The organism is Sulfitobacter pontiacus (assembly GCF_040790665.1).
GTDB lineage: Bacteria > Pseudomonadota > Alphaproteobacteria > Rhodobacterales > Rhodobacteraceae > Sulfitobacter > Sulfitobacter pontiacus.
Window position 1 is genome coordinate 1,388,890 of sequence record NZ_CP160849.1, and the last position, 20,515, is coordinate 1,409,404.

Below are 20,515 nucleotides of genomic sequence, written 5' to 3' on the forward strand. Positions count from 1 at the left end.
AAGGACATGACCCATGAAAAATACATTCACACTCCTGCTCGCCTCGACAAGTCTGCTGGCGACGGCGGCGTCGGCCGAAATGCTGGCGCTCGAGAAAGAGGAGCTGACCTTTGGCTTTATCAAGCTGACCGATATGGCACCTTTGGCCGTGGCCTACGAGCTGGGATACTTTGAGGACGAGGGGCTTTTTGTCAGGCTTGAGGCGCAGGCCAACTGGAAAGTGCTGCTGGACGGTGTGATCGACGGCCAACTGGACGGCGCGCATATGCTGGCGGGCCAACCGCTGGCGGCAACGATCGGCTATGGCACCAAAGCGCATATCATCACGCCCTTCTCGATGGACCTGAACGGCAATGCGATCACCGTTTCCAATGACATCTGGGACGAGATGAAGCCGAACGTGCCCACGATGGACGATGGCCGGCCGCAGCATCCCATCAGCGCCAGTGCTTTGGCTCCGGTGGTCGAAGGCTACAAGGACCGCGGCGAGCCGTTCAATATGGGCATGGTCTTTCCCGTTTCGACCCACAACTACGAGATCCGGTACTGGCTTGCGGCGGGCGGACTGAAGCCCGGCTACTATAGCGCGCAAGATATTTCCGGCCAGATTGATGCGGATGTGCTGCTGTCCGTGACGCCGCCACCGCAGATGCCTGCGACAATGGAAGCGGGGACGATATCGGGCTACGCCGTGGGTGAGCCTTGGAACCAGCAGGCGGTTTTCAAAGGGATCGGCGTGCCGGTGATCACCGACTACGACATGTGGAAAAACAACCCCGAGAAGGTCTTTGGCATTACCGCCGAATTTGCCGAGGAAAACCCCAACACGACGCTTGCATTGACCAAGGCACTGATCCGCGCGGCAATGTGGCTTGATGACAACGACAACGCCAACCGCGAGGAAGCGGTGGAGATGCTGTCGCGCTCTGAATATGTGGGCGCGGATGCGGATGTGATCGCCAACTCCATGACCGGCTTTTTCGAGTTCGAAAAAGGGGATGTGCGCCCCGCCCCCGACTTCAACGTCTTCTTCCGCTACAATGCGACCTATCCGTTCTATTCAGACGCGATCTGGTATCTGACCCAGATGCGCCGCTGGGGCCAGATCGATGAGACAAAGCCGGATGAATGGTATTTCGAGACGGCTGCAGACGTGTATCGCCCAGACATCTACCTGCAGGCCGCAAGGCTGCTGGTGGACGAGGGTATGGCCGACGAAGCGGCGTTTCCTTGGGATAGCGACGGCTTCAAAGCACCGACACCGGCTGCCGATATCATCGACGGGATCAGCTACGACGGACGCGCGCCGAACGCCTATATCGACAGCCTGCCCATCGGTCTGAAGTCCGGTCAAACGGTCGTCGACAGCAAGGTCGAAGGCTAAACCCCGCCCCCGCGCTTTGCCACACCGCAAAGCGGAAGGGGGAGGGAGCCACTTTCATCAAAAGCAGCAATTGGACAGCCGATATGACCGCGATTGACACAAACACACTCGATATCGAAGCCCGCCGCGCGCGGCGCTTTGCCCGGATCAACAAGGCCGACGCATGGTTCAGCGTCTTTGGCCTGTCTTGGATGACACCGATCCTGAAGGCCGCCGCGGGGGATAATCCGCGCGCGCAGGCGGGCGAGATCTGGCGGCTTCTGGGCGTGCCGCTCTTGGCGATTGCGATCTTCCTGACCCTCTGGGCAAGCTTGGCCCCCAAGGTTCAAACCTCGCTCGGGGCTGTGCCCGGCCCTGCCCAAGTCTGGGAGCAGGTGGGCGAGTTGCATCAGGATGCCATCCGCGAGGGCGAACGCGAAGCCGCCTTCTATGAGCGGCAAGAGGCACGCAACGCCAAGCATATCGCAAGTGGCAACGCAGATCGAGTGCGTGATCGCGCCTATACAGGCAAGCCAACCTACTACGACCAGATCTGGACCTCGATCAAAACCGTGCTTTTCGGTTTTCTCATTGCGTCGATCGTTGCGATCCCACTGGGCATCGCTGCGGGCCTGTCTGTAACAGCGAATGCGGCGCTGAATCCGCTGATACAGATCTTCAAACCGGTCTCGCCACTGGCATGGCTGCCCATCGTGACCATGATCGTATCAGCCGTCTATAGCACCAATGACGGTATGTTCTCCAAGTCATTCCTCATTTCGGCGATCACTGTTACGCTCTGCTCGCTCTGGCCCACGCTGATCAACACATCCCTTGGCGTCGCCAGCATCGACAAGGATCTTGTCAGCGTCAGTCGCGTGCTGAAAATGAATACCTATACCAAGATCACCAAACTGGTGCTGCCCTCGGCGCTGCCATTGATCTTTACCGGGCTGCGGCTGTCGCTTGGTGTGGGCTGGATGGTTTTGATCGCGGCGGAAATGCTGGCGCAGAACCCCGGGCTTGGAAAGTTCGTCTGGGATGAATTCCAGAACGGTAGCTCGCAAAGTCTGGCGCGGATCATGGTCGCGGTGCTGACCATCGGCATCATCGGCTTCCTTCTGGACCGTGTGATGTATGCGCTCCAGTCCATGTTCACCTTCTCAAATAACCGGTGATCGATATGGGTATCTTGAACTTCAACAATGTCACCAAAACCTATGGCATCCAACCCGTTCTCAAGGACATCTCCCTTGACGTTGCCGAAGGTGAATTCGTCGTCATCCTCGGGTTCTCGGGCACCGGCAAGACCACGTTGATCAATCTGATGGCGGGGCTGGAACAGCCGACCTCGGGCAGCGTGACCTACAAGGGAAAGCCCATCACCGAACCGGGCCGCGAACGCGGTGTGATCTTTCAGAACTATTCGCTGATGCCGTGGCTGACCGTGCAGGGCAATGTCAGGCTTGCTGTCGATACGATGTTCCCTGATCTCTCCAAACTCGAACGGGCGGCCAAGGTCGATCACTATGTCAACATGGTGGGCCTGTCCCATGCGGCCACGCGCCGCCCTGCTGAATTGTCCGGTGGGATGCGCCAGCGGGTCAATGTGGCACGCGCTCTGGCGATGGACCCCGAAATGCTGCTGCTGGATGAGCCGCTGTCGGCGCTCGACGCCCTGACCCGCGCCAATCTGGCGGATGAGATCGAGGCGATCTGGGACGAAGACAAGAAAACCTGCGTCCTGATCACCAATGATGTGGATGAAGCGATCATTCTGGCGGATCGGATCATCGCCCTTAATCCGGACGGCACGCTTGGGGACGCATTCAAAGTCGACATTCCGCGACCCCGCGACCGGATTGCGATGAACAATGACGCGGCATTCAAGGCGCTGCGTGGGCAGGTCACGACCTATCTGATGGACATCGGCATCGCCGCGAAAGTCGAAGAAACGCGTATGCTGCCCAATGTCACGCCGATCCACTCAGTGCCCGCGGCAGTCTCCAAGGCGCAGGAAGGTGCCATCCAGGAAAAATTCCTGAATTTCTCGCAGCTCGACAAGGTGTATCCGACGCCGAAAGGGCCGCTGACCGTGGTCGAGAACTTTGATCTTAAGATCAACAGGGGCGAATTTATCTCGCTGATCGGGCATTCGGGCTGCGGTAAATCCACTGTGCTGACGATGGCTGCGGGGCTGAACCCGATCTCGAAAGGGGCGATCCGTCTGGACGGGTGGAACGTCCAAGGTGCAGACCCCGAACGCGCCGTCGTGTTCCAGTCGCCCAATCTGTTCCCGTGGCTCTCGGCCAAGGAAAACGTCGCGATCGGGGTGGATAAGGTCTACCCCCGCGCGTCGCAGGCCGAGCGTCAGGATGTGGTGGAATACTACCTTGAACGTGTCGGATTGGCCGACAGCATGGACAAGAATGCCGCCAGCCTGTCGAACGGGATGAAACAGCGCGTCGGCATTGCCCGTGCCTTTGCCCTATCGCCCAAACTGCTGCTTCTGGATGAACCTTTCGGCATGCTCGACAGTCTGACCCGCTGGGAATTGCAGGAAGTGCTGATGGAAGTCTGGTCGCGCACCAAAGTGACGGCGATCTGCGTGACCCATGATGTGGATGAGGCGATTTTGTTGGCCGACCGCGTGGTGATGATGACCAACGGACCCCAAGCCACCATCGGCAAGATTACCGACGTGAACCTGCCGCGTCCCCGCACCCGCAAGGCGCTGCTCGAACACCCTGACTATTACAGCTACCGGCAAGAAGTGCTCGATTTCCTTGAGGAATACGAACACGGCAATGCGCCGAAATCACCTGCCTCCGGCGGGACACCGAAACCCAAAGCAATCGCGGCGGAGTGAGACCATGAAACAGAAACTTGTCGTTATCGGTGCCGGTATGGCCTCCGGTCGGGTGCTGGAGCACCTTCTGGAACAGGACCGCGAAGCCTATGACATCACCCTTTTCAACGCAGAGGCACGGGGCAACTACAACCGCATCATGCTGTCCCCGGTCCTATCGGGAGAGAAGACCTATGCCGACATCGTGACCCATGATGATGGATGGTACGCCGAAAATGACATCACCTGCCGTTTTGGCGAAAAGGTGCTGAATATCGACCGTGCGGCTAAGACGGTAACGGGCGAGAACGGCACGGTGTCCTATGACAAGCTGGTTCTGGGCACCGGATCGAACCCCTTTATGATCCCATTGCCGGGTCACGATCTGGACGGCGTCATCGCCTACCGCGATCTGGAAGACACCGAACGGATGATGGGGCTGGGCGAAGGCAGTAAATGCGTCGTGATCGGCGGCGGGCTGCTGGGGTTGGAGGCGGCGGCAGGCATGGCGGCCCGCGGCGTCGACGTGACCGTTGTGCACATCATGGGGCATTTGATGGAGCGGCAATTGGACGAGGCCGCAGGATATCTGCTGCGCCGCGCCCTGACGGATAAGGGCATCACCGTCAAATGCGCCGCAAACTCCAAGGAGATCCTGGGCGAGAACGGAAAGGTCCGTGCCCTGCTGCTGGATGACGGGACGGAACTGCCCTGCGATTTGCTGGTCATGGCCGTGGGCATCCGCCCCAACGTGGCACTCGGGCAGGGCGCAGGCTTGGCCGTTGGAAAGGGCATCCATGTGGATGACCAGATGGTGACCTCCGACGTCGATGTGCTGGCGGTCGGGGAATGCGTGGAACATAACGGCGCGCTTTTCGGTCTGGTGGCACCGCTGTACGATCAGGCAAAGGTCGCGGCGCAGACCCTGCTGGGGCAGTCATCGACCTTTGTCCCGAAAGAGCTGTCGACCAAGCTCAAGGTGACGGGCTGCGATCTGTTCAGTGCGGGCGATTTTGCCGATGGCGAGGGGCGCGAGGATATCGTCTTTCGCGATCCGGCGCGGGGTGTCTATCGCCGTCTGGTGATCAAGAACAACGTGGTTATCGGGGCGGTGATGTATGGCGACACCGCCGACAGCAACTGGTTCTTTGGCCTGATACGCGACAAGACCGACATCGCGGACATGCGCGATACGCTGATTTTCGGCCCGGCCTACCAAGGGGGGACCCCCCTGGACCCTTTAGCAGCTGTTGCAGCCTTACCGCGTGACGCGGAGATCTGTGGCTGCAACGGTATCTGCAAAGGACAAATTGAAGACGCCATCGCGGCGGGCGCCTCTGATCTGGGCGCGATCAAAGCGACGACCAAGGCCAGCGCATCCTGCGGGACGTGCACCGGGCTGGTCGAACAGGTATTGGCGGTCACGCTGGGGGATGATTTCGTCTTGCCTGCTGCGGCGTCGATCTGCGGCTGCACCGACATGACCCACGAAGACGTGCGGCGGATGATCAAGTCGCAGCGACTGACCTCGATGCCGGCGGTCTGGCAGGAATGCGGGTGGAAGACGCCCGACGGCTGCCATGTCTGCCGCCCCGCGTTGAACTTCTATCTGCTTGCCGATTGGCCGCTGGAATATCGCGACGATCCGCAATCGCGTTTCATCAACGAACGCAAACACGCCAACATCCAGAAGGACGGCACCTACAGCGTCGTGCCCCGCATGTGGGGGGGGATCACCACGCCCGACGAACTGCGTGCCATTGCCGATGCGGCGGATAAATACAGGGTGCCAACGGTCAAGGTCACCGGCGGGCAGCGGATCGACCTATTGGGCGTAAAAAGCGAGGATCTCCCCGACATCTGGGCCGATCTGAACGCGGCCGGCATGGTGTCGGGACATGCCTATTCCAAAGGGCTGCGCACGGTCAAAACCTGTGTCGGCACGGATCATTGCCGCTTTGGCACCCAGGACAGCACCGGACTGGGTATCCAGCTTGAGAAAGAGCTCTGGGGGGCCTGGACGCCGCATAAACTGAAGCTCGGGGTGTCGGGCTGCCCGCGCAATTGCGCCGAAGCGACCTGCAAGGACATCGGCGTCATCTGTGTCGACAGCGGATACCAGATCAGCATCGGCGGGGCGGCCGGTATGGACGTCAGGGAAACCGAATTGCTGATCCAGGTGCCGACCGAGCAAGAGGCGATCAATGTGATCAAGGCGGTGACCCAGCTGTATCGCGAGAATGCCAAATACCTTGATCGCATCTACAAATGGATGGCCAAGGTCGGTCTGGACTGGATCAAGGAACGGGTTGCTGCCGAAGGCGACGCTTTGGTTGATCGCTTCGAGCTGAGCCAGACGATTTACCGCAAAGACCCGTGGGCCGAACACGTGACCCAGCAGGCCGAGCGTTACAAACCCCTTGCAACCCTGTCACTGGAGGCTGCGGAATGACCAGCTGGATCGATATCGCAGCACTTGATGATGTGCCACAGCGCGGTGCGCGTATGATCAAGACCACGCTTGGCTGTGTCGCGGTGTTCCGCACCGCCGAGGATGAGGTCTTTGCGCTTGATAATGCCTGTCCGCACAAGGCGGGGCCGCTGGCCGAAGGCATCGTGCATGGCAAATCCGTAACCTGCCCGCTGCACAACTGGGTATTCTCTCTCGAGACCGGAGAGGCGCAGGGCGCGGACGCGGGCCGCGTCGCGACCTATCCGGCGCGGGTGGAAAGCGGGCGCATCCTGCTGGACCGGACGTTCCTGCACGCGCGGAGCGCCGCATGACCCTCACGCGCACCACTTGCCCTTATTGCGGTGTAGGTTGCGGGATGCTGGCGGCCGCCGATGGTACAATCAAGGGGGATCCGGATCATCCGGCCAACTTCGGGCGGCTCTGCTCCAAAGGTGCTGCCTTGGGGGAAACCATTGATCTGAACGGGCGGCTTTTGCATCCGCAGATCAACGGGGTACGGGCAGAATGGGATACGGCGCTGGATATGGTGGCGCAGAGGTTCAGCGATGCCATCGCGCAGCATGGGCCGGAAAGCGTCGCCTTTTACGCCTCGGGCCAGATGCTGATCGAAGACTATTATGTCGCCAACAAGCTGATGAAGGGGTTCATCGGGGCGGCCAATATCGACACGAATTCACGTCTGTGCATGGCGTCCTCTGTCGCGGGTCACAAGCGTGCCTTCGGCACCGATACCGTTCCCGGCACCTATGAAGATCTGGAGCAAGCCGATCTGGTTGTGCTTGTCGGGTCCAATCTGGCGTGGTGCCATCCGGTCCTGCACCAGCGTATTGCCGCCGCAAAACAGGCCCGCCCCCATATGCGGATCGTCAATGTCGATCCGCGCCGGACGGCGACCACCGATCTGGCGGATGTGCATCTGAGGATAGCCCCGGACGGGGATGTTGCCTTGTTCAATGGGTTGCTGGCGTATCTGGCAGAGACTGGAAAACTCGACACGGCCTATACGGAAAACCATGTGAACGGGCTGGATGCGGCGCTGGCGGCGGCACAGGCCAGTGATCCGGCGGACAGCGGGTTGAACGCTCGGGAATTGGCTGATTTCTATGCGCTTTGGGCAAACACGCCCAAAGTCGTCACCGCGTACTCCCAAGGCGTCAACCAATCGGTCTGTGGCACGGATAAGGTAAACGCGATCCTGAATTGCCATCTTGCCACAGGGCGCATCGGCAATCCGGGGATGGGCCCTTTCTCATTGACCGGCCAGCCCAATGCCATGGGGGGACGCGAAGTTGGCGGTCTGGCCAATATGCTGGCAAACCACCTAGAGATCGGGAATGAAGCGCACCGCAGCGCGGTGCAGAGTTTCTGGCAAAGCCCGACGATCTGCACAAAACCGGGACTGAAGGCTGTCGATCTGTTCGAGGCCTGTGCCGACGGGCAGATCAAGGCACTGTGGGTGATCTCGACCAACCCCGCGGTGTCGTTGCCCGATGCCGATGGCGTGGCGGCAGCAATTGCAAATGTGCCCTTTGTTGTTACGTCTGACATCATGGAGAAGACGGATACCAACGCTTTGGCTGACGTCCTGCTGCCCGCCACCGGTTGGGGTGAAAAAGACGGCACCGTGACCAATTCCGAACGGCGCATTTCGCGCCAACGCGCCTTTCTGCCCGCCCCCGCTGAGGCGCGGCCCGACTGGAAGATCATCAGCGACGTAGCCACGCGTATGGGGTTTTCGGGTGCCTTTTCCTATGGCTCATCCGCGGATGTCTTTGCCGAATATGTCGCGCTTGATCAGGCTGCTTCGGCTTTCCCGCGCGATCTTGATCTGAGCATTTTTGCCGATGCGGATTACGCGAAAATGGTGCCGACCCAATGGCCGCGCAATGGGGCGCGTTTCTTTGCGGACGGGCAATATTATCACCCTGACGGCAAGGCGCAGATGGTTGCCGTGACATCGCCTGTGTCGCTGAATTCACGCTTTACGCTCAATACCGGACGGAATCGCGACCAGTGGCACACGATGACGCGTACGGGCAAATCGGCGCGGCTTGGGGCACATCTGGCCGAACCTTATGTAGAGATGAACCCAGTTGATGCCGCCGCGTTGGGGGCGCTCCCCGGGGCGTTGATCGCGCTGCAAAACAGCCGTGGTCGTGTTTTGATGCGGGCGTTGATCACCCCGCGCGTGGCGCAAGGCGCGTTGTTCGCGCCAATGCACTGGACACGTCAGCGCAGCACCGCGGGCACGGTCAATAGCGTCATGACACCGCTGACCGATCCGATTTCAGGTCAACCCGCCTTGAAGGCCAGCGCTGTCACTGCCGAGGTTTTCAAGGCGAAATGGTACGGCTTTCTGGCAAGCATCGCGGAACCCGCCCCGCGCACCACCTATGCCGCCGTGGCCCGCACCAATACCGGCTGGCAGGCAGAGCTGGCGGGCAGCAAAAACCCCGAGGATTGGGAGGCAGAGGCCCGCCTTCTGACGGGGCAGGCGGAGGGTGATCTTTCGCTCCAGTCCGACGCGGCGACCGGTGGCGTGCGGATTGCGATAACCCAAGGTGGGCGGATCACCGGGCTGCTTTTCGTATCCCCCAATCCGGTGGTCGTCTCGCGCAGTGCGATTATCGCGCTGATCGGGACGGACACATCGGCGTTAGCGGCGCTCGCCGGGCGCAATGCCGCTGACCGGCCGGACCCGGGTGCTACGGTCTGTGCCTGTTTTGATGTGGGGCGCAACACCTTGCTGGCCGCGATCGCCGGCGGGGCCTCTACCGTCGCGGCTTTGGGTGACGCCACCTGCGCGGGGACAAACTGCGGGTCGTGCAAACCCGAACTCGCCGCCTTGCTGGATCAGACCTTGCAACGGATGGCCGCAGAATGAGCCTGGCCCCCTATGTCCGGATCGTCGCGCGCGGCAAGGGGCGTGCCCGCGCTATGACCTTGGCCGAAGCTCAGGACGCCATGGCGCTGATCCTACGCGGTGATGCTGCCCCCGAAGCGGTCGGCGCGCTGTTGATGGTCATGCGTCTGCGCGGCGAAACCCCCGAAGAGATTGCCGGTTTCACCGCGGCATTACGCGCACATGTGGTGGGCAAACTGCCCAAAGCGGATCTGGACTGGCCGTCCTACGCCGCAGGTCGCAGCCGGGGGGTGCCGCTGTTCCTGCTTGCAGCGCGGCTGGTGGGGCAGGCCGGTTACAGCATTTCGATGCACGGGTGGAATTCGCATCAATCGGCCAATGCATCGGTGCGCGAGGTCATTGATCTTGCCGGGCCGCAGGTGGCCTATACCCCGCTAGAAACCCTAAGCCCTGCGGCTTTCAGCATCTTGAACCTGCGCGATACGCTCGGCCTCAGATCGTGTTTCAATACGGTATTGCGCATGTGGAACCCGTCCGAGGCCCCGGCGACGGTGCAAGGCGTGTTCCACCCGTCGTACCGCAGCCTACAGGCCCAAGCCGCGCAACTGTTGGGCCAGCAGGATCTGTGCATCATCAAGGGGGGTGGCGGCGAATTCGAGCGTCATCCCTCCAAGGACATCGCCCTGTTCGGCCTGCGCGACGGGGCGCATATCCAGCAGACCGCCGCGCCAATCCTGGATGACACCCGGCGTTTGCATGAAACAGGCGATGTCATCGACCTGCAGGGCCTGTGGCAGGGTCGCGTGGACGACCCTTTCGCAATCGCCACGGTGACCGGCACTGCGGCACTTGCGCTGTGGACGCTGAAGGCGTCTCGGACACTTTCTCAGGCCGACCAAATGGCGCGCAGCCTTTGGGACCAGCGACACGAGACAAAGGAGCAATCCGCATGAAGACATTCCCCATGTTCCTGCAAATGGCGGGTCGCCGCGTTGTAATCATGGGCGGGGGCGAACAGGCCGCCCAGAAGGCGCGACTGATCCTGAAAACCGAAGCGACGGTCGAGATCTGGGCGGCCACATTCGATGCCGAACTGTCGGACCTTGCTGCATCGGGCCGTGTCACACTTCACGACGGTCCAATCACCCCGAACAGCTTTTCAGACACCGCGCTGGCCTTTATCGCCACTGGCTGCCCTGGTGCGGACATGGCGCTGCATGTTTTGGCCAAAGAGGCCGGGGCGGTTGTGAACGTGGTCGACCAGCCACAGCTTTGCGACGCGATCACACCTTCGATCGTGGACCGTGATCCGGTGGTCGTGGCCATCGGCACCGAGGGGACAGCCCCGGTGCTGGCCCGCCAGATCAAGACGAAAGTAGAGGAAATGCTCGAGCCGCGGCTGGGGGATCTTGCTGCTCTTGCGGGCCGGTTGCGGGGGAAAGCATCCGCGCGCCTTGATCCGCGCGCGCGTCGCGATCTGTGGCGTTGGGTTTTCAACGACAGCCCGCGCTGGATGTTTGCCGCCGGTGCCGAACGCGCGGCGGCCAAGCGTATCAAGTCGGCCATCGAAACGGGTGATTTCGGCACCGCTGCGGGCGGCAGTGTCAGCCTTGTTGGCGCAGGGCCGGGGGCGAAGGATCTGATCACCCTGCGCGGCGTGCAGCGCCTGCAAGAAGCCGATGTGATCTATTATGACCGGTTGCTTGACCCTGATATCCTTGAATTGGCCCGTCGTGACGCCGAGCGCATTTACGTTGGGAAGGCTCCGGGCTGTCACAGCTGGCCGCAAGAGAAAATCACACAGACCCTGGTGATGGCTGCCAAACGCGGCCAGCGCGTCGTGCGCCTGAAATGTGGTGATCCGGGGGTGTTCGGGCGCAGCACAGAAGAAGTCGATGCGCTGAAAGCCAGCGGTATCGCTTTCGAGATCATCCCCGGCATCACCGCGGCCTGCGCCGCGGCCGCGAGCATCGGTGAAAGCCTGACGGATCGGGGCAAGATCGATACCGTGGTGCTGACCACCGGCCATCGCCAAGATGGATATGCGGTGCCCGAACCGATCAAGGATATCAGACCCGGCACATGCGTGGCGCTTTACATGGCCGTGGGGGCCGCGCCACAGATTGTAGATCACCTAAAGACAGCGCATCCGGGGGTTCAGTTCGACCTGCAAATCGCCGCGAAAGCGCAGCGCAAGGATCAGAAGATTTTGCGGTGCTCCCTTCAAGATCTGGAAGCGACGCTGAGCGTCAATAAGATCGCAGGCGAGGCCATGCTGTTCATCCGGTGGCCTCGGGAGGCACAACAGGCTCATATGCCCATGACGCAAAGCGCAGTTGGGCGCGTCGTATCGATGGTGCAAGACTGACCCTTGGTGACGATCCCCGCGGGGATGTTGCGGAATTGACTTATCCGAGTAAATTTGTCAGAAAATGGTTTCAGAATTCTGGAGCTGTCTCAGCGCGTCGTCATGTCATCCGCCCCTCTATCAAAATCCTATGTGCCACAGGTTTTTGTCCCTCGTATGGAGGCGCAGACCCGGAACCTGCGCACGATCAAGCCCTTGCGGTTTCGGCCCTTGTCGGGGGCTATCGCAGATGTCTGGCACGTCGACGGGGATCAAGGGGGCGGCGGGTATTACACCGCGCCGGATCCGCGCCTTGTCGTCTTTCTGGATGACACCCCGCCGCTGATCGCGCTTCGAACGGGCGAGGGTGCGACGGCCCAATTCGGAACGCGCGCTTTCTTTGTACCGGCAGGCACCCCGTTGTGGAGCAAGCTGGGCAAGGCCCAAAGGCTCAGCCATATCGATTTCCATTTTGACGCAGCTGCATTGCAGACACGGCTTGGTGCGATCGGTATATCAGAGCTGCCCCGCCGCGTGATGTTTGCGCCGGAGGATAGCGTGCTGCTGACCCTTGGCCGTCTTGCGGCCAGCGAAGTGGAGACCCCTCAACGCGGGACGATGGTCTTGGAAGGCCTGCTGCAATCGCTTTTGGGCGCAGTGATGGACCCGGCGTCGCAAAACGCCCTGCCTGCGTCCGGCGGGCTGTCGCCTCAGCATATGACGGCCGTGCGGCAGTACATGGCGCAGAATATATTTCGCCCCGTCGGTGTGGGTGAATTGGCCGATTTGGCGGGGCTCTCCGAAAGCTGGTTCAGCCGCGCGTTCAAGCAAACCTCGGGTCTGTCGCCCCAACGCTGGATAGCTGAATGCCGCGTCGTCGCCGCCAAGGAGATGATGGCCGACCCCGGACGCCCCCTTGCCGACATCGCCGCGGCAACCGGTTTTTCCGATCAGGCCCATCTGTCACGGGTCTTTCGCCGGTCTGTCGGGGTGCCGCCATCGCAGTGGCGACGCGATATTCAGTGATACGTTTACAGCGGATTGGGACAAATGACGGCGGATGCGTTCAAGACGTCGCCTTATAGCTGAGTTAAATACTCGGAAAAATAAACAGCGGGACGTATATCCATGAAGTTCACCTTTTTCTTGATGCTGGGGACCAGCGCGCTGGCCCTGTCTGCCGGTGTGGCGACGGCGCAGGACGCCGTTGATCTGGGCGAGATCATCATCCAGTCCGAAGAAGACCCGACCGGCCCGGTGGTGGGCTATGCCGCGGGCACCACGGCGTCGACCAAAAGCGGGCGGTCCTTGCTGGAAACGCCGTCTTCCATCACGGTGGTCACCACCGACCAGATCGAGGATACGGCCGCCAACAATCTGTCAGAGGCGCTTGGCTATGCGGCGGGTGTCGTGACCGAAGCCTATGGGGCGGACCCGCGGTTTGATTCAATTTCGGTCCGCGGGGCTGACCTGCAAAACCAGATCTACCTCAACGGGTTGCAATTCAGCCGCTCTACGCGCCCGAACTATGGCGCGCCCTCGCTTGATCTTTACGGCATGGAACGGGTGGAGCTTCTGCGCGGCCCAAATTCGGTGCTATACGGGGCAGGGTCGCCCGCCGGGCTGGTGAACCTGATCCAGAAACGCGCGCAATTTGATGGCGACACGACCGAGCTAGGCCTCCATGCGGATGGCAACGGGTCCTATTATGTCTTTGGTGATGCCAACCGCGTGGTCGATGACCGCTTTGCTTACCGCATCGTCGGCAAGGCGGGCAATCGTGTTTTGGGGATCGATGAATACGACAACCCCGGAGCCTATCTGGGCTTTGCCGCGAAATACCAGGCGACCGATGCAACGACGGTGGAATTCCTGCTGTCCTATCAGGATGACGACCCGGATTCCCCCTCGGGCGTGCCAAACGGGCTGATCGGCACCCGTTCCGACGAAGACCTGCGCGACTTCTACTTTGGCAATGAGGCATTGGAATACGGCGACCGCAAAGTGCTTAATCTGGGCGCGCAGGTCACCCACACGTTCGATAATGGCTGGCGGCTGGTCAGCAACACGGGCGTGACGAAATTCGACTGGTCCTATTCCAACCTTTCTGTCGGCGGCGTGACCGGCAACGATGTGGCGCGCACACAGCTGTTGCAAGACGAAGATGTGACGTCCTATGCCACGGACCTGCGGCTTGAAGGCTCGGCGCTGACCGGCGATGTGCTGCATAATCTCGCCTTTGGTATCGATGCCAGCCGGTTCGAAGAATCTGCGCTCAGCGTGTTTTACTATGGTCAGGACAGCATTGATTTTGCCGCGCCAGACTACAGCCCGATCACGCCGGTGCGCGACGGGGCAAGCTGGTATGCGAACAAGAATGTGACCGTGGAACAGGTCGGCATCTACGCCAGCGACGAAATCGAATATGGCCATTGGCGCGCGGGTCTGGCCCTGCGCCATGATCGCAACAAATCCGAAGGGCAGTCCAACACGCTCTACACCGTTCCGGGCTCTGGCGGCACGCCCGGCACCGTTGATCTGACACGCGACGACAGCGCCACCACCGGTCAGGCAAGCCTTGGCTATGTCTGGGACAATGGCGTGTCGGCCTATCTGTCCTATGGCACCTCGTTCCAAAGCTTTGCAGAACCGGGCGACACGGGCACAGCGCTTGACCCGACCACGGGCGAGCAATGGGAAGTTGGCGCGAAATACCTGCCCGCCACCCTTGATGCCTATCTGTCGGCCTCGGTCTATCAGCTCGAAGAAAAGAACCGCCCCGTCTATGTGCAGAATGGGGCCGGGGTGCGGGCCTATGATCAGGTCGGCAAATCCCGCATCCGCGGGCTAGAGCTGGAAGGCCGTGCCAATCTGGCCGACGGCTGGAGCGTGACGGGCGGCTATTCCTATACCGATAGCGAGATCATCGGCGGTGACAACAATGGCAACGAACTGGGGCTGACCCCGAAACATACCTTCAAGCTGTGGGCATCGAAAGAGATCCAGGGCGGACCGCTTGCCGGGCTGACCGTGGGCGCAGGCGCGCGGTTCATCGGGGAACGCTATGCGTTTAACGCCAATGCCAATCATCTCGACTCTGTGACGCTGCTGGATGCGGCTGTGTCCTATGACTTTGACGACGGCACGGAACTGCAGGTCAATGTGACCAACCTGACAGACGAGGCCTATGTGTCGTCGGTGGGCTATTTCTCGACCTACTATGGCGACGGGCGCACGATCTCTGCGACGCTGTCCAAGAAGTGGTAAAGCGCCTCGCCCTCACGCGCCGCGCGATCATTGCCACAGGAGCCTGCACTCTTGTGGCATCTCGCGCGCGCGGCGCACGCGGTTGGGGGGGATCGCGCCTCGCCGCGATTGACTGGGCGATGGCGGAAACCGCTGCCGCGCTCGACCTGCCGCTGGTTGCCGTGGCAGAGAAACGTCAGTTCTTGCGCGGTACGGCGGTGACGCTGCCCCCGGGCTGTGCGGATATCGGGTTGCGCGGCAGCCCCAACCTCGAAGCGCTGAGCCTTGTCGCCCCTGACCTGATCCTGTCGTCGAATTTCTACAGTTTCGTTGAACCGCAGTTGGGACGTATCGCACCGGTGTTCACGCAAAATATGTTCATCCCGACCGAACCGGCGCTGCCTAAAGCGCTGTCGGCGCTGGAGACGTTGGCAATACAGCTGGACCGCGGAGAGGTGGGCCACCGGGTGCGTCAGGACTTTGAGACCGCTTTCGATGCGCTGCGCGCACGGGTGACAGGCTTTGCCGCGCGCCCCTTTGTGGTGATGACGGTGGGGGATGCGCGTCATGTGCAGATCTATGGCACCGACAGCCTGTATGGCGGGGCGCTTGGCCGAGTCGGCCTGACGAATGCCTGGCGCGGCGATACTGAATTCGGATTCAATGCCCCGGTCCCTCTGTCCAGATTGATCGATTTTCCGCAGGCGCATCTGGTCATCGCGGGCGCTTTGCCGGTGACTGCTCGGCGCGCGATTGGCCAAAGCGCGCTTTGGTCCGCGCTGCCGCCCGTGCGAGCGGGGCGCGTGTCCTATCTGCCCGATCAGATGCCCTTTGGCGGCGCGCCTTCCGGGCTGCGTTTTGCGTCCCATCTTGTGACCGCGCTGGAAGCCGCATGATCCGTCCGCCCTTTTTGACGCTGCCCCTTGTGGCCGCCCTCGGCGCGGCGTGCCTATGGACCATCGCAGCGCTTGCCGCCCTGCCCGCGGCGCAATGGGTGCTGCCCGGCGCAGGGCTGCAAGACCTGTCGCCCGAACAGATCCTCTTTGCCTTCGGGTTGATGCCGAGGGCGGTGATTGCCCTGCTGATCGGGGCGCTTCTGGGGTTGTCGGGCGCCTTGATGCAGGCGGTGCTGCGCAATCCGCTGGCCGATCCGACGACCCTTGGCGTGGCCTCGGGTGCACAGCTGGCGCTGGTCTGCGCCACGCTGCTATGGCCGAATATGCTCGCCCTTGGTCCCGGCCCTGTCGCAGTGGTCGGAGGCGGGCTTGCAGCGCTGATTGTCATGGCGCTTGGCGCGCGGCGTGGCTTTGCGCCTGTTACGGTCACCATCGCGGGGATGCTGGTGGGCATGCTTGCTTCCGCCATCTCTACCGCGCTCACACTGGGGCAGGGGCATTACCTGCTGTCGCTGGTGATCTGGAACGGCGGGGCGCTTTCACAAGACAGCTGGCACGGGGTGATCCGACTGGCTGTGGTGCTGGTGCTGGGGGCGGCAGGAGCCGCCTTGCTGGTGCGGCCACTGGTGGTCCTAAGCCTTGGCGGGGCCACGGCCAAGGCGCTTGGGGCGCAGGTCGGGGCGATACGGGTCGCGGCGCTGGCGTTGGCGGTGTTCGTCTCGGCTATGGTCTCTGCCGAGGTGGGGCTGGTCGGGTTTGTCGGGCTGGCGGCACCGGCCTTGGCACGGCGTTTGGGCGCGCGCAGCGTGGCGCAAGTCCTGCTGGCCGCGCCACTGGCGGGCGCGCTGCTGCTGTGGCTGGTGGACAGCGCGCTGCTGGCGCTTGCCGCCTTCGGGCTGCCAGAACTGCCGACGGGCGCGTTGACCGGGCTGATCGGCGGGCCGCTTTTGATCGCTTTGCTCCCGCGATTGCGCAACATTGTCCCGCCCGAGGCTGAACGTAACGACACCCTGCCACCGCGCGCGCCGCACCCGTGGCGGCGGGTTGCTCTGCTGGCCTGCGCGGCGGTCGCCTTTGCCGTGCTGAGCCTGTTTGGCACCCGCGGACCCGAGGGCTGGGGCGTGATATCGGGCGCGATTGCGGCGAGTTTCGTGCCATTGAGGGCCACGGCCATTCTGGCGGCTGCCGCTGCCGGAGCGCTGCTGGCGCTTTCGGGCGCCGCATTGCAGCGGGTGACGGCAAACCCGATGGCCGCGCCCGAGGTTCTGGGCGTGACCGGTGGTGCTGCGCTTGGCTATGCGGCAACGCTGTTCCTGCTGCCTGCCCCGTCGCCATTGACGCTGGCGCTCGGGTCTTCTGGCGGGGCGGCGGCGACGCTGATCATCCTGTCCGCCTATGCGGCGCGCAGTGATATGGCACCGGCGCGGCTGTTGCTGGCGGGGCTGGCGATCGGAGCCTTCGCTTCGGCCCTGCTGGCAGCGATCATGGCGTCAGGTGATCCCAGAGCATGGTCCCTGCTGGGGTGGCTTGCGGGAAGTGCGACACGGGTCACGGTCGCAGGGGCGATGGCGCTTGCCGCAATGGCGGTGGCGGCGCTTGGCGCGGCGCTGTTGCTGTCGCGCTGGTTCGACATCCTGCCGCTGGGATCGGGTGTCGCGCAGGGTCTGGGGGTGCCGCTTGGCACCGTGCGGCTTGGCGTTGTGCTGGCGGTAGGGCTGGCCACTGGCGCGGCAAGCGTGCTGGTCGGCCCGGTCAGTTTCGTCGGCCTGATGGCCCCCCATATCGCCCGCAGCCTTGGCCTGCTGCGCCCTGCGCCGTTTCTGGCTGCCAGCTGGTGTCTGGGTGCGTTGCTCATGAGCCTCGCGGCCTTTGGCGCGCGCACCGCCAGCTACCCATATGACCTGCCGCTGGGGCTTTTCGCGACGCTGATCGGCACGCCCTGGCTTTTCATTGCCCTGCTCGGACGGAGACACGCATGACCCTCTTTATGCTCGAAAATGTCTGCTTCGACGTGCCCAAGCGGCGGCTGGTCGATCACCTTTCCTTGGCGATCAAGCCGGGGATCACGGCGCTTGTCGGGCGCAACGGGTCGGGCAAATCAACGCTGTTGAAAATGCTCGCCGCGCAAACCAGGCCGAGCGCCGGAACCATCCAATATGGCGGCCAGGACCTGAGGGACTGGAAGCCGCGGGATTTTGCCCGCGATCTGGCATTTCTGCCGCAGGTAACCCCCCCGACCGAAGGGCTATGGCTGGAGGAGCTGGTCGCGCTTGGCCGATACCCGTGGCGCGGAGCCTTGGGTCGATTGGGCCCCGAGGATCGCTTTATGATTAATACGGCGATTGCGCAATGTGGGCTAGAGCACAAGCGCGGCCAGATGGTCGACACCATGTCAGGTGGGGAAAAACAACGGTCGTGGATCGCGATGATGCTGGCGCAGGGGGCGCGTAGCTTGCTGCTGGATGAACCGATTTCGGCGCTGGATGTGGCCCATCAGATCGAAGTGCTGGGGCTGCTGCGTGAAACGGTCAACGCCGGTGCGCTTTCTGCCGTGGTGGTGCTGCATGACGTGAATATGGCGGTGCGCTTTTGCGATCATGTTATCGCGCTGGATGCCGGGCGCGTGGCGCTTGAGGGCGCTGCGCACTCCTTGCTCGACCCGGACGCGCTTCAGCGGATCTACGGATTGCCCATGCAGGTCATCGACACAAAGCCCAGCCCGGTCGTTCATCCGATTTGACCCCGACCATATTCATCCGAAAGCCAGCCTAATGCTCCGCCAATTTTTCGAATACTATCGTCCCCACACGCGCCTGTTCTGGGTGGACTTCGGCTCTGCCGTGTTGTCCGGCTTGCTGGAGCTTGCCTTCCCGCTCGCCATCACCGCCTTTATCGACCACCTGCTGCCGCTTGGCGATCTGAGGCTGACCATACTGGCCGCGATTGGGCTGCTCTTGGTGTATCTGGTCAATACCGCCCTGATGGGGGTGGTGATCTATTGGGGCCACCGTCTGGGGATCGAGATCGAAACCGAGATGCGCCGCCGCGCTTTTTCGCATCTGACCCGGCTGTCTTGGCGCTGGTATGACCGGGCGCGTACCGGCAAGCTTGTCGCCCGCGTGACCCGCGACCTTGAAGAAATAGGCGAGGTCGCGCACCACGGCCCCGAAGACCTGTTTATCGCGGTGGTCACCTTCGTCGGTGCCTTTGCGTTGATGATCAATCTGCATGTCACGCTCGCGCTGATTACGGTCGTGATCGTGCCGCTGATGGTCTGGGTCGTGGCCGTTTACGGGGCGCGCATGACACGGTCTTGGCGCGATATCTATGCGCGTGTGGGGGCCTTCAACGTGCGCCTGGAGGAAGCCATTAGCGGCATCCGGGTCGTGCAGGCCTTTGCCAATGAAGGTCACGAAGAAACGTTGTTCGCGCGTGACAACGCAGCCTATCGCAGGACCAAACTGTCGGCCTATGCGATCATGGCGAAGGCCAGTGCGATCCACTACATGGGCCTGCGTTTCGTGCAGGTTGTGGTGATGGTGGCGGGTGCGGGTTTTGTGCTGGAAGGGTCGCTGACCACGGGCGGCTTTGTCGGCTTCCTGCTGCTGGTCAGCGTCTTTTTCCGCCCGCTGGAGAAAATTGCTGCTGTGATCGAAACCTATCCCCGCGGTATCGCCGGTTTCCAACGCTACACCGAATTGTTGCAGACCGACCGCGATGTCAGCGATCGGCCGGATGCCGTCGCAGTGACCGTCACGCAAGGCGAGGTCGCTTTTGACGATGTGTCATTTGCCTATGACAGCCCGTTGCCCATTCTGCACAACGTCACCTTGACCGCCAAAGCCGGTGAGACAGTGGCTTTCGTCGGGCCGTCGGGTGCAGGCAAGACAACGCTTTTGGCATTGCTCCCGCGGTTTTACGACCCTTCCGGCGGGCGGATTACGATTGATGAGATCGACATTGCGGATATGACCCTGAACAGTCTGCGCTCTCAGATCGGGTTGGTCTCTCAGGATGTGTTCCTATTCGGGTCCACCCTGCGCGAGAATATCCTGTACGGAAAACTCGATGCCACGGCGGCGGAACTGGATGCCGCGGTCGAGAATGCCCAGTTGGGCGCGCTCGTCTCCGCACTGCCCGAGGGGCTGGAAACCGTCGTGGGCGAGCGGGGTGTCATGCTGTCGGGCGGGCAGAAACAGCGCGTCGCCATCGCCCGCGCTTTCCTGAAAAACCCGCCGATCCTGATCCTGGACGAGGCAACATCGGCGCTGGATCGCGAGACGGAGCGCGACATCCAGCAGGCGTTGGAGCGGCTTTCAAAGGGCCGCACCACGCTCATTATCGCGCATCGGCTTGAGACGGTGAAACATGCCGACCAGATCATCGTCATGGAGGCAGGGCGCAAGGTCGAAGCCGGAACGCACGACAGCTTGCGCGCGCGCAATGGCCTTTACGCGCGGCTGACCTGACACGCATTTT

14 protein-coding genes are annotated in these 20,515 nt (G+C 61.9%); all 14 read left to right on the forward strand.

Annotated elements, in window-relative coordinates; all coding sequences use genetic code 11:
* Window positions 1-13 precede the first annotated feature (13 nt).
* The 14 genes from AB1495_RS06785 to AB1495_RS06850 all read left to right on the forward strand — a co-directional run bounded on the left by AB1495_RS06785 (window position 14) and on the right by AB1495_RS06850 (window position 20,505).
* On the forward strand, window positions 14-1,384 hold the full coding sequence (locus AB1495_RS06785; protein WP_074636210.1) for a CmpA/NrtA family ABC transporter substrate-binding protein: 1,371 nt from the start codon (window positions 14-16) through the stop codon (window positions 1,382-1,384).
* Between the two features lie 83 nt (window positions 1,385-1,467).
* Window positions 1,468-2,541: an ABC transporter permease gene (locus tag AB1495_RS06790; protein ID WP_005850988.1), complete on the forward strand. Its 1,074-nt coding sequence runs from the start codon at window positions 1,468-1,470 to the stop codon at window positions 2,539-2,541.
* A 5-nt stretch (window positions 2,542-2,546) separates the two neighbouring features.
* A complete protein-coding gene (locus AB1495_RS06795; protein WP_197145877.1) occupies window positions 2,547-4,232 on the forward strand; it encodes an ABC transporter ATP-binding protein in 1,686 nt (561 codons plus the stop codon).
* Window positions 4,233-4,236: 4 nt separating this feature from the next.
* Window positions 4,237-6,663, forward strand: a complete 2,427-nt coding sequence (nirB, locus tag AB1495_RS06800; protein ID WP_074636206.1) for a nitrite reductase large subunit NirB — start codon at window positions 4,237-4,239, stop codon at window positions 6,661-6,663.
* The gene (gene nirD, locus AB1495_RS06805) at window positions 6,660-6,995 is read left to right on the forward strand and encodes a nitrite reductase small subunit NirD (RefSeq protein WP_005850994.1); all 336 of its coding nucleotides are present in this window, start codon (window positions 6,660-6,662) and stop codon (window positions 6,993-6,995) included. Before nirB ends, nirD begins: the two co-directional genes overlap by 4 nt.
* A complete protein-coding gene (locus tag AB1495_RS06810; protein ID WP_074636204.1) occupies window positions 6,992-9,568 on the forward strand; it encodes a nitrate reductase in 2,577 nt (858 codons plus the stop codon). The genes nirD and AB1495_RS06810 overlap by 4 nt, the downstream gene beginning before the upstream one ends.
* Window positions 9,565-10,500, forward strand: a complete 936-nt coding sequence (locus tag AB1495_RS06815; protein WP_074636202.1) for a glycosyl transferase family protein — start codon at window positions 9,565-9,567, stop codon at window positions 10,498-10,500. Before AB1495_RS06810 ends, AB1495_RS06815 begins: the two co-directional genes overlap by 4 nt.
* The gene (cysG, locus tag AB1495_RS06820) at window positions 10,497-11,915 is read left to right on the forward strand and encodes a siroheme synthase CysG (protein WP_074636200.1); all 1,419 of its coding nucleotides are present in this window, start codon (window positions 10,497-10,499) and stop codon (window positions 11,913-11,915) included. Before AB1495_RS06815 ends, cysG begins: the two co-directional genes overlap by 4 nt.
* Before the next feature lie 102 nt (window positions 11,916-12,017).
* Complete coding sequence (locus tag AB1495_RS06825) at window positions 12,018-12,920, forward strand: AraC family transcriptional regulator (protein WP_244268931.1); 903 nt, start codon at window positions 12,018-12,020, stop codon at window positions 12,918-12,920.
* 102 nt (window positions 12,921-13,022) lie between these two features.
* Window positions 13,023-15,161 carry a TonB-dependent siderophore receptor gene (locus AB1495_RS06830; RefSeq protein ID WP_074636197.1) on the forward strand — a complete coding sequence of 713 codons (2,139 nt, stop codon included), beginning with the start codon at window positions 13,023-13,025 and terminating at the stop codon, window positions 15,159-15,161.
* A 53-nt stretch (window positions 15,162-15,214) separates the two neighbouring features.
* Window positions 15,215-16,036, forward strand: a complete 822-nt coding sequence (locus AB1495_RS06835) for an ABC transporter substrate-binding protein (RefSeq protein WP_244268929.1) — start codon at window positions 15,215-15,217, stop codon at window positions 16,034-16,036.
* Window positions 16,033-18,015 carry a Fe(3+)-hydroxamate ABC transporter permease FhuB gene (gene fhuB, locus AB1495_RS06840; protein ID WP_074636193.1) on the forward strand — a complete coding sequence of 661 codons (1,983 nt, stop codon included), beginning with the start codon at window positions 16,033-16,035 and terminating at the stop codon, window positions 18,013-18,015. Before AB1495_RS06835 ends, fhuB begins: the two co-directional genes overlap by 4 nt.
* Window positions 18,012-18,776 carry an ABC transporter ATP-binding protein gene (locus AB1495_RS06845; RefSeq protein ID WP_074636191.1) on the forward strand — a complete coding sequence of 255 codons (765 nt, stop codon included), beginning with the start codon at window positions 18,012-18,014 and terminating at the stop codon, window positions 18,774-18,776. The genes fhuB and AB1495_RS06845 overlap by 4 nt, the downstream gene beginning before the upstream one ends.
* 31 nt (window positions 18,777-18,807) lie before the next feature.
* Window positions 18,808-20,505, forward strand: a complete 1,698-nt coding sequence (locus AB1495_RS06850) for an ABC transporter ATP-binding protein (RefSeq protein WP_074636189.1) — start codon at window positions 18,808-18,810, stop codon at window positions 20,503-20,505.
* Window positions 20,506-20,515: the final 10 nt, after the last annotated feature.

Excerpts from the sequence above, each read along its gene's own strand:
- nirB (WP_074636206.1), top strand. The coding sequence starts at position 4,237 with ATGAAACAGAAACTTGTCGTTATCGGTGCCGGTATGGCCTCCGGTCGG.
- fhuB (WP_074636193.1), top strand. The coding sequence starts at position 16,033 with ATGATCCGTCCGCCCTTTTTGACGCTGCCCCTTGTGGCCGCCCTCGGC.
- AB1495_RS06845 (WP_074636191.1), top strand. The coding sequence starts at position 18,012 with ATGACCCTCTTTATGCTCGAAAATGTCTGCTTCGACGTGCCCAAGCGG.
- cysG (WP_074636200.1), top strand. The coding sequence starts at position 10,497 with ATGAAGACATTCCCCATGTTCCTGCAAATGGCGGGTCGCCGCGTTGTA.
- AB1495_RS06785 (WP_074636210.1), top strand. The coding sequence starts at position 14 with ATGAAAAATACATTCACACTCCTGCTCGCCTCGACAAGTCTGCTGGCG.
- AB1495_RS06790 (WP_005850988.1), top strand. The coding sequence starts at position 1,468 with ATGACCGCGATTGACACAAACACACTCGATATCGAAGCCCGCCGCGCG.
- AB1495_RS06850 (WP_074636189.1), top strand. The coding sequence starts at position 18,808 with ATGCTCCGCCAATTTTTCGAATACTATCGTCCCCACACGCGCCTGTTC.
- nirD (WP_005850994.1), top strand. The coding sequence starts at position 6,660 with ATGACCAGCTGGATCGATATCGCAGCACTTGATGATGTGCCACAGCGC.
- AB1495_RS06830 (WP_074636197.1), top strand. The coding sequence starts at position 13,023 with ATGAAGTTCACCTTTTTCTTGATGCTGGGGACCAGCGCGCTGGCCCTG.
- AB1495_RS06795 (WP_197145877.1), top strand. The coding sequence starts at position 2,547 with ATGGGTATCTTGAACTTCAACAATGTCACCAAAACCTATGGCATCCAA.
- AB1495_RS06815 (WP_074636202.1), top strand. The coding sequence starts at position 9,565 with ATGAGCCTGGCCCCCTATGTCCGGATCGTCGCGCGCGGCAAGGGGCGT.
- AB1495_RS06810 (WP_074636204.1), top strand. The coding sequence starts at position 6,992 with ATGACCCTCACGCGCACCACTTGCCCTTATTGCGGTGTAGGTTGCGGG.
- AB1495_RS06825 (WP_244268931.1), top strand. The coding sequence starts at position 12,018 with ATGTCATCCGCCCCTCTATCAAAATCCTATGTGCCACAGGTTTTTGTC.